7 protein-coding genes and 1 pseudogene are annotated in these 6,024 nt (G+C 73.5%); 2 read left to right on the top strand and 6 right to left on the bottom strand.

The features are described 5' to 3' along the window. On the top strand, nucleotides 1–470 hold a 470-nt coding region (locus AC2W7A_RS08490; protein ID WP_485990976.1), incomplete at its 5' end, for a DUF2087 domain-containing protein. A gap of 347 nt (nucleotides 471–817) precedes the next feature. Then, nucleotides 818–1,021, top strand: coding sequence for a hypothetical protein (locus tag AC2W7A_RS08485; protein ID WP_485990975.1), 204 nt, complete (start codon nucleotides 818–820; stop codon nucleotides 1,019–1,021). 48 nt (nucleotides 1,022–1,069) lie between these two features. On the opposite strand, the gene AC2W7A_RS08480 is transcribed toward AC2W7A_RS08485, so the two are convergent. The 6 genes and pseudogenes from AC2W7A_RS08480 to AC2W7A_RS08455 all read right to left on the bottom strand — a co-directional run bounded on the left by AC2W7A_RS08480 (nucleotide 1,070) and on the right by AC2W7A_RS08455 (nucleotide 5,785). Beyond that, entirely contained in the window at nucleotides 1,070–1,534 is a 465-nt protein-coding gene (locus tag AC2W7A_RS08480) for an ASCH domain-containing protein (RefSeq protein WP_485990974.1), read from the bottom strand. Nucleotides 1,535–1,590: 56 nt separating this feature from the next. Further along, on the bottom strand, nucleotides 1,591–2,142 hold the full coding sequence (locus AC2W7A_RS08475; RefSeq protein WP_485990973.1) for a uroporphyrinogen-III synthase: 552 nt from the start codon (nucleotides 2,140–2,142) through the stop codon (nucleotides 1,591–1,593). Between the two features lie 150 nt (nucleotides 2,143–2,292). Continuing rightward, a pseudogene (gene hemC / locus AC2W7A_RS08470) lies at nucleotides 2,293–3,401 on the bottom strand (hydroxymethylbilane synthase). A gap of 4 nt (nucleotides 3,402–3,405) precedes the next feature. Then, the gene (locus AC2W7A_RS08465; protein WP_485990972.1) at nucleotides 3,406–4,752 is read right to left on the bottom strand and encodes a ferrochelatase; all 1,347 of its coding nucleotides are present in this window, start codon (nucleotides 4,750–4,752) and stop codon (nucleotides 3,406–3,408) included. Next, nucleotides 4,752–5,498, bottom strand: coding sequence for a hydrogen peroxide-dependent heme synthase (gene hemQ / locus AC2W7A_RS08460; protein ID WP_485990977.1), 747 nt, complete (start codon nucleotides 5,496–5,498; stop codon nucleotides 4,752–4,754). The genes AC2W7A_RS08465 and hemQ overlap by 1 nt, the downstream gene beginning before the upstream one ends. Nucleotides 5,499–5,503: 5 nt before the next feature. Then, the gene (locus AC2W7A_RS08455) at nucleotides 5,504–5,785 is read right to left on the bottom strand and encodes a hypothetical protein (protein ID WP_485990971.1); all 282 of its coding nucleotides are present in this window, start codon (nucleotides 5,783–5,785) and stop codon (nucleotides 5,504–5,506) included. Nucleotides 5,786–6,024: the final 239 nt, after the last annotated feature.

The following is a 6,024-nucleotide window of genomic DNA, read 5'->3' as shown; positions in this document are numbered from 1 at the left end:
CCGGGACCGTGCGCCGGGCGCGCTCCCTGCTGGCGATGCTGCGCAATCCGAGGCTGCGTCGCAGCCTGGGCGCCGTGCTCGCCGGCACGGCCACGGCCGAGGACGCCGGACCCCTGCGCGGCGCCGCCTCCCTGGGAGCAGTCCAGATCCCCGACGACGGCACTCCCCTCTTCGTGGAGACCTTCCTGGGGGATGTGGTCGCCGACCTGGACCGGGCGCTCGGCCCGCTCGCGGTGCTGGACGGCGAGCGCATCGACGTGAAGGACCTCGCGCTCGACGACGTGGACGACGCCGTCCGCGCCGTGGCGCAGCGCGTGCTGGCAGAGGGTGAGCGCGTGACGGAGGCCGGCCTCAACGGCCGCCTGGGCCTCTTCGTACAGGACGTGGCCTTCTTCCGCCGGCACGCGGTCGACCTCGGCGTCTACGAGCGCGCCGCCGACGGCTCCGCCTACTGGCGCGCGGAGGGCTGAGCGGGGCTGGACGGCGCGCGGGGCAACTCGCGGGGTGGCGCGCGCGGCCCTGTACCGGTCTCGGCGAGGACTCCTGCGCACCAAGGCGTCCATGCTGCCGCCACGCGCACGCATGGGCGTCTTTGACACAGCCAGAAGCGTGGACGTCAAACCTGGCATCAGAGGTGCCGGATCTGGCCCTGTTCGTGGCCGAGTTCCGGCAATTCTGATTCCAGAAACGCCGTTCTTCCCGCATACCCCGTGGCCACGGGGAACAGCCTGCGCCCCGCAGTCCCTCCCAGCGTGCATCACGTTCCGTTCACCGACGCGGCACCGCACGGTCATGTGGGGTTCCTATGCTGACCTGCATGGCGAAAGAGCTTGAGTTCCTCAAGGGCGTGGACAAGCTGCATGCCTTCTACACGGAGAACGTGCGCATGTTGGCGCATGCCTATGACCTCACCGAGGAGGAGGCCTCCACGCTGCTGTTCCAGCACGACTTCCAGAACGTGGCGCGCTCCATCCTGCGCCCTCCTCGGGTGGACGTGATGACACCGCCGCCGAACAACTGACGGCACGACCGCCCCAGCCCGCACCACCGGCTGAGTCGCGCCGGAACGTCAGGCGATGCGGGCCAGGTGGATCAGGACCACCTCGGTGTCGTCTGGCAGCGCGCCGCCCCAGAACTCCTCGTGCGAGGCACGCCAGGCTCGCACGTCCACATCGCCCTCGCCCTCGCCCTCGGCCACGGCATGCCAGTTCGGCACCTCGCCCAGCGGCACGACGGCCACCCCCGTGACCTCCACGACCGCCGCCACCTGACCCACCGAGTCCAGGACGCGTTCACGGTCGCCCACCCGCGGCAGGGGCTCACCCTCGCCTTCGAAGTCCCGCAGCAGCGCGGCCGTGGCCGTCTTGGTGCCGTCCACGATCGCGCCGACGAGCCGGTCACGCAGCGGCCCGGGCTCGGCATACTCGCCGTCCGTGTCCGCCGCGCGCGCAGCCTCCTCCAGCGTGAGCCCGTGGCCCAGTGCCGCGAGGATCCCGTCCGCGTCCGGGCTCTCCGCGACGGCGGACAGCTCCATGCCCAGCCGATGCGCCTCTGCGGCGGTCGGCCGTCCGATCGCCACCAGGCGGCAGGTCAGGCGGACCCGCGGTCGTCCCACCCGGGATGCACCGCCAGCTCGCGCGCGGCGGACGGGCTGGTGAGCACCACGTCGCGGCCGGCCAGTGCCTCGACCGGCACGACGACGGCGCCCGCCTCCGCCGCATCCCCCGCCTCCTGATCGGAGGACTCGGGCAGCAGTCGGCGCCTCGGGTCGGCCGGGTAGGGCACGGTCCGATAGGCCTCCACACGGGCGACGTGCCAACCCCTGGCCTCCAGACCTGAGGTCAGCTCGCCCGTGGCCAGCGCGGACTGCGGGAGCAGGACGAGGGAGGCCGGCGCCTCGTTCGCGTCCCCCGCGGACGGGAACTCGGCCAGGATCCCGGCGGCCGAGGCCTGCTCCGGCATCCACGGCTCGGCGGTGCAGCCCAGCTCTGTCAGCAGGCGGGCGGTGCCCTTCCCGGTCACGGCCACACGGACGCCCCCGCCCACTCGCCCCGTCCAGCCGGCGGCCTGCAGGGCACGCACGGTGTTCGGGCTGGTCAGCACCAGCCAGGCGCACTCCCCGGCCTCGACCCGGGCCACCACGGCCCGCAGCGGCCCGGGCTCACCCGGCAGCTCGAAGTCCGTCAGCGGCAGAACCGGACGTCCGCCCGGCCGCGGCCAGGCCCGCCCCCAGGGCGCCGGCCTGGGCCGGCTGACGGGTGAGGACGACAGGACGAGCCACGACGTTCCGGGTCAGGCCCCGGTGCCGCGGACGGTGCCCGGCAGCAGGTCGGCACCCTCGTCGATGAAGGCCTCCGCCATGTGCACGCCGAGCGCACCGGCGGCCATCATCAGGGTGTCCTCCAGCCACTCGGCGGCCTGCTCGGGATCGGCGGCCACGTCCTGAGGCACCGCGTCCAGCTGCACCGAGGAGGTGCGGCGCAGGATGCGCGAGCCGTCCAGGGCGGCGACCATCGCGTCCATGACGATCCGCGGCGAGCTCGCCCCGTTCTCGTCCGTCCCGCCCTCCACGCGCGCCACGGCCCCGATCGGCGCGGCGCAGCCGGCCTCCAAGCGCAGGAGCAGGGCACGCTCGGCCGTCACGGCGGCATGGGTGTGCAGGTCGTCCAGTCCAGCCAGGCCCGCGCGGAGCCTCCCCTCGGGCGAGTCCGGATCCAGGCGGGCGTCGCCGAAGATGCCGTCGTGGATCGCACGCACCTCCACGGCCAGGGCGCCCTGCCCCGGGGCCGGGAGCATGACCTCCGGGTCGATCCGCTCGGTGATGACGTGGTCCAGGCCGAGCCGGTCCAGGCCGGCGCAGGCCAACACGACCGCGTCCAGGTCTCCGCGCGGGGAGCCGGCCGCCGCCGGGGCGTTGTCGTCGTGCTGCTCCAGACCCGGCACGCGGGCCAGGCGGGTCTGCACGTTGCCCCGGATGTCCACGAGCTCCAGGTCCGGGCGCAGCGCCTTGAGCTGGGCGACGCGGCGCGGCGAGCCGGTGCCCACCTTCGCGCCCTCGGGGAGGCTCTCCAACGTCAGGCCGTCACGGGCGCACAGGGCGTCCCGCAGGTCCGCGCGCGTGGGATCGCCACGATCTCCAGGTCCTCCGGCTGGGCGGCCGGCAGGTCCTTGAGCGAGTGGACGGCCATGTCCACCACGCCGTCCAGGATCGAGGCCCGCAGGGCGGAGGCGAACACGCCGGTGCCGCCGAGCAAGGCGAGCGAGCCGGTGGTGACGTCCCCGTCGGTGCGGATGATCACGAGCTCATGGTCGAGTCCGGACTGCTCGGTCAGCGCCTGCGCCACCGTCCGGGTCTGGGTGGTGGCCAGGGCCGATCCTCGGGTGCCGACGCGCACGGGCATGGGGTCAGGCCTCCTCGGAGTCTGCGGTCGTCGTCGCGGTGCCGGTCGTCGCCGCCGCGTGCTCGGCCAAGCCGCGCACGTCCGCGTCCACCGCGGAGGTGGTGGGACGGACCGACCCGTCCCGCATGACCTTCACGCAGCAGTCGGGGCGGCAGACGTCCGGCCAGGCCGGGAAGCAGCCGACGGCGGCGCGGCCCTCGCGCAGGCCCAGGCGCTCCTCGACGATGTCCACGAGCCCGGCCACAAACCGGGGATCGGTGCCCGGCGTGCCGGTGCGGCGGAAGCCGACCCCCAGCTCGGCGGCGGTGTCCTTGGCCTCGGTGTCCAGGTCCCAGAGGACCTCCATGTGGTCGGACACGAAGCCGAGCGGGACCACCACGAAGCCGGCCACGGCGCGGCCGTCGGCGTCCTTCTCCGCGCCCTCGCCGGCGAGCGCCTCCATGGCGTCGTTGATGTCCGGCTCCAGCCACGGCACGTGCGGGGCGCCCGAGCGGGACTGGTAGACCAGGGACCACTCGACGTCCTCGGCCTCCGGGACGCCGGCGAGGATCTCGCGGGCCACGTCCAGGTGCTGGGCGGAGTACAGGTCCGCGCCCTCGGCCTCACCGGCGGCCGCGCCGGTCTCCTCGGCCAGCTGCGCGGACAGCTCACGCGGTCCGGCGGCGTCGGCGTCCGCGGTCGGGATGGAGTGGGTGGCGAACAGGACGTGGATGCGGGCGTCCTCGCCCACCTCGCCGCGCAGGGAGACCAGGTCCTCGCGCAGCCCGTCCCGGAACGGCTCCACGAAGCCTGGGTGGTTGAAGTACTGGCGGGTCTTGTCCAGGTCCACCGTGCCCTCGAGACCCAGCTCCTGCACGGCCATGCCCATGTCCTCGCGGTACTGGCGGCAGGAGGAGTAGCAGGAGTAGGCGGAGGTGGTGACGGTCAGGATGCGGCGGTGGCCGTCGTCGACCATCCGCTTCAGGGTGTCCGGGAAGTACGGCTCCCAGTTGCGGTTGCCCCAGTACACCGGCAGGTCGTGGCCGCGCCGGGCCAGCTCGGACTCGATCGCGGCGATCAGCGCCCGGTTCTGGGCGTTGATCGGGCTGACGCCGCCGTTGGTGCGGTAGTGGACCGCGACCTCCTCCAGGCGGTCGTCCGGGATGCCGCGGCCCGCCGTGACGTTGCGGAGGAACGGGATGACGTCCTCCTGGCCCTCCGGTCCGCCGAAGGAGGCCAGCATCAGGGCGTCGTAGGCCTTGGGGGTCATAGTGCCGCAGACGTCGTAGTCCGCACCCGCGGCAGCCTCCGGGACCCGACGGACGGCACGCGGTGCGTCCTCCGGGTGGTAGTGCGTCGGGGACAGGCTCATCAGGCGAACACCTCCGTGATCTCGGCGGTGCTCACGCGGCGGCCGGTGTAGAACGGCACCTCTTCGCGCACGTAGTGGCGGGTCTCGTTGTCCCGCAGGTGGCGCATCATGTCCACCAGGTCCGTCAGCTTCGGGGCCTCCAGCCCGAGCAGCCACTCCCAGTCGTTCAGGGCGAACGCCGAGGTGGTGTTGGCCCAGACCTGCGGGAAGTCACGGCCGAGCAGACCGTGCTCGCGCAGCATGCGGGCGCGCTCCTTCGGCTCCATCGTGTACCAGTCGTAGGAGCGCACGAACGGGTAGAAGCAGAGCCACTCGAGCGGCTCGCGGCCCATGGCGAACGCCGGGATGTGGTCCTTGTTGAACTCGGCGAGGCGGTCGGCGCCCATCGCCGAGAGCACGATGTGCGTGCCGGCGAACAGGCGGGTGCGGCGGATGCGGCGGATCGCGGACTGCAGGTCCTGGGGGACCTGGCCGTACATCCACACCATGACGTCCGCGTCGGCGCGCATGCCGGAGACGTCGTAGGTGCCGCGGACGGTCACGCCCTGCTCGTCCAGCTCGGCTACGAGCGCGTCGAACTCGGCCACCGCGTCGTCGGCCTGCGGACCGGACAGGGGCGCCAGGGAGGAGCCGTCGTCCGGGCGGGCGAACACCGTGTAGGTGGTGAACCAGTCCTTGCCGGCCAGCGGGTTCGGCGCGTTCTCTTCGGCGGTGGCGGCGTCGGCGGTGTGCTGGGAGTCCTGCATGGTGGTCACTCTCTTCCTGCTGCGGGGGTGAGGGGGTCGAAGGAGCCGAAGCGTCGGTCCACGGCGGCCACGATCGAGGCGAGGCCGGTGCCGTCGGACCAGGCGCCGACCACGTCGACGCCGTCGGTCGCCTCGGCGTAGGCGGTGAGCGCCTTCATGGCGGCGCGGGACGGGCCGGACTGCGGCGGGATCGCGTCGCGCCAGCGCACGACCATGGACGCGGCGACGTCCTCGGCGCTGAACTCGACGCCGGTGAGGACGGCGGCGTCCGCGATCGCCTGCTCCACGAGACGCTCGTCCTCGGTGCGGAACCGAGCTGCTCGGTGCCGCCGCCGTGCCGGCCGTAGGACAGGCGCAGCACGTGGCGATGCCGGTGGCGGGGTGCGCCGTCGGCGCCGTCCCGGCGGACGACCTCGGCGAGCCACTCCCACTTGGCGGTGGCGTGGGTGAGCGCCTTGGGCGCCCACCGTGGTGCCCTCCGCCACGAGGAGCCCGGTCGCCGCGCGGGGCCGGGTCGAGCCCCGCG

It is taken from the genome of Micrococcus sp. LASM2_SD2 (assembly GCF_057364565.1).
The sequence above is the reverse complement of the archived record's forward strand: the minus strand, read 5'-3'. Positions and strand labels throughout refer to the sequence as shown.

Bases quoted from the DNA above. Each gene is read 5' to 3' on its own strand.
- AC2W7A_RS08485 (WP_485990975.1), top strand. From the start codon at position 818: ATGGCGAAAGAGCTTGAGTTCCTCAAGGGCGTGGACAAGCTGCATGCC.
- AC2W7A_RS08480 (WP_485990974.1), bottom strand. From the start codon at position 1,534: ATGGAGCTGTCCGCCGTCGCGGAGAGCCCGGACGCGGACGGGATCCTC.
- AC2W7A_RS08465 (WP_485990972.1), bottom strand. From the start codon at position 4,752: ATGAGCCTGTCCCCGACGCACTACCACCCGGAGGACGCACCGCGTGCC.
- hemQ (WP_485990977.1), bottom strand. From the start codon at position 5,498: ATGCAGGACTCCCAGCACACCGCCGACGCCGCCACCGCCGAAGAGAAC.